We start from the raw sequence: 1,280 nt of genomic DNA on the forward strand, positions 1-1,280 counted from the left end.
TACTATTTTTATAACTTCTATATCAGATAAAAAATACCATAAAATCTCTCTAAATTTCTTCTCTGAAATTTGCGAACGATTTATATACTTATTTTCCATTGATAAAATCATAGTTCTTGTGCTTAGCTATGCTTCGTTAACTACTTATAAGACGCACTCTCTTTGAAAAACTTTCCTTTGAAAGTTTTTAATCCAGGCTTGATATTTTTGGATTAAATTTTGTTTTTAATGGATAAAAGATTTAAACTCTTTTATCCACTAAAATAATATGCCTACAATTATACTACAATAATGCTAAATTAAAGGAGAGTCCATGCCGCATATAGTACCTATAAGAGATTTAAGAAATACGAATGAAATTTCTCAACTTTGTCATGCTAAGGACGAGCCGATATTTGTTACAAAAAATGGATACGGCGATCTAGTGGTTATGAGTATGAAGACATACGAGTCTTTAACAAAGATATCAGATATCGATAATGCCATATCGTCGTCTGAAGCTAAGATTAAAGACGAGGGATCTTTGCTAGATGCTAAAGATGCCTTAAAATCTCTTAGCGGAAAATATTTTGAGTAGTTATAGGGTTAAAATTTCACCTCAGGCCTACGAGGAATTAGACGGTATATATAAGTATATAGCTACAAATTTATCTAATCCTGCCGCCACGATAAATTTAGTAAACGAGATCGAGATCGCCATACTTAGCTTGGATGAGATGCCATACCGTGGGGCTACTAGAAAAATAGGCAGATATGCTAATGCCGGTTATAGGCAGCTTTTTGTAGAAAACTATACTATAGATTATAGTTACGGTTAGATATACACCTAGCATTTTGTAACCAAAAGGCATTGTAAGCCAATACTTTTGTGTCCCAAAAGCCTTACTTTTTTATCAAGTCGCTAGCTATCGTATTTGCAAAAGCTCCGCTTTGAGAACCGGCAAAGCTCATAATTTTTCCACTCCTTTTATCCGCTTTGTTAGTTTTTTTACGGAATTTACTTGGATAAGCGAGCCTATCTTTTGGGATATAAATTTCGCCGTATCTATAAAACCCACTCTACAAAGCCTCCACAATCTCTCTTTCGCTATCTAGCATTAGTTTAGCGTATCTTAAAGTATTGTGGATATCCGGTCAATATTCAGATGTTTTTTAGCACTACGCTATTCTCTAAATTTAGAGAAAACCTACAAAAAACTATCCTTGCAAGGCGTAAGTATCGGTATAGCCTTTGATAGAATAGATATGCAAGCTATCGAGTCTATGCGCAACAACTTCTA

Annotated in this window: 2 protein-coding genes and 1 pseudogene; 2 read left to right on the plus strand and 1 reads right to left on the minus strand. The window is 34.1% G+C overall.

The window, feature by feature from the left end:
* Positions 1 to 111 (minus strand): annotated as a pseudogene (locus tag Q0546_RS01160) (IS1595 family transposase); the annotation flags it as partial.
* 202 nt (positions 112 to 313) lie between these two features.
* Here Q0546_RS01160 and Q0546_RS01165 point away from each other — a divergent pair.
* Positions 314 to 577 (plus strand): type II toxin-antitoxin system prevent-host-death family antitoxin, encoded by a 264-nt coding sequence (locus Q0546_RS01165; RefSeq protein ID WP_298789788.1) that lies wholly within the window; start codon positions 314 to 316, stop codon positions 575 to 577.
* The gene (locus tag Q0546_RS01170) at positions 570 to 818 is read left to right on the plus strand and encodes a type II toxin-antitoxin system RelE/ParE family toxin (protein ID WP_298789790.1); all 249 of its coding nucleotides are present in this window, start codon (positions 570 to 572) and stop codon (positions 816 to 818) included. Before Q0546_RS01165 ends, Q0546_RS01170 begins: the two co-directional genes overlap by 8 nt.
* Positions 819 to 1,280 lie beyond the last annotated feature (462 nt).

It is taken from the genome of uncultured Campylobacter sp. (assembly GCF_937997465.1).
Taxonomy (GTDB): Bacteria; Campylobacterota; Campylobacteria; order Campylobacterales; family Campylobacteraceae; genus Campylobacter_A.

Bases quoted from the DNA above. Each gene is read 5' to 3' on its own strand.
- Q0546_RS01165 (WP_298789788.1), top strand. From the start codon at position 314: ATGCCGCATATAGTACCTATAAGAGATTTAAGAAATACGAATGAAATT.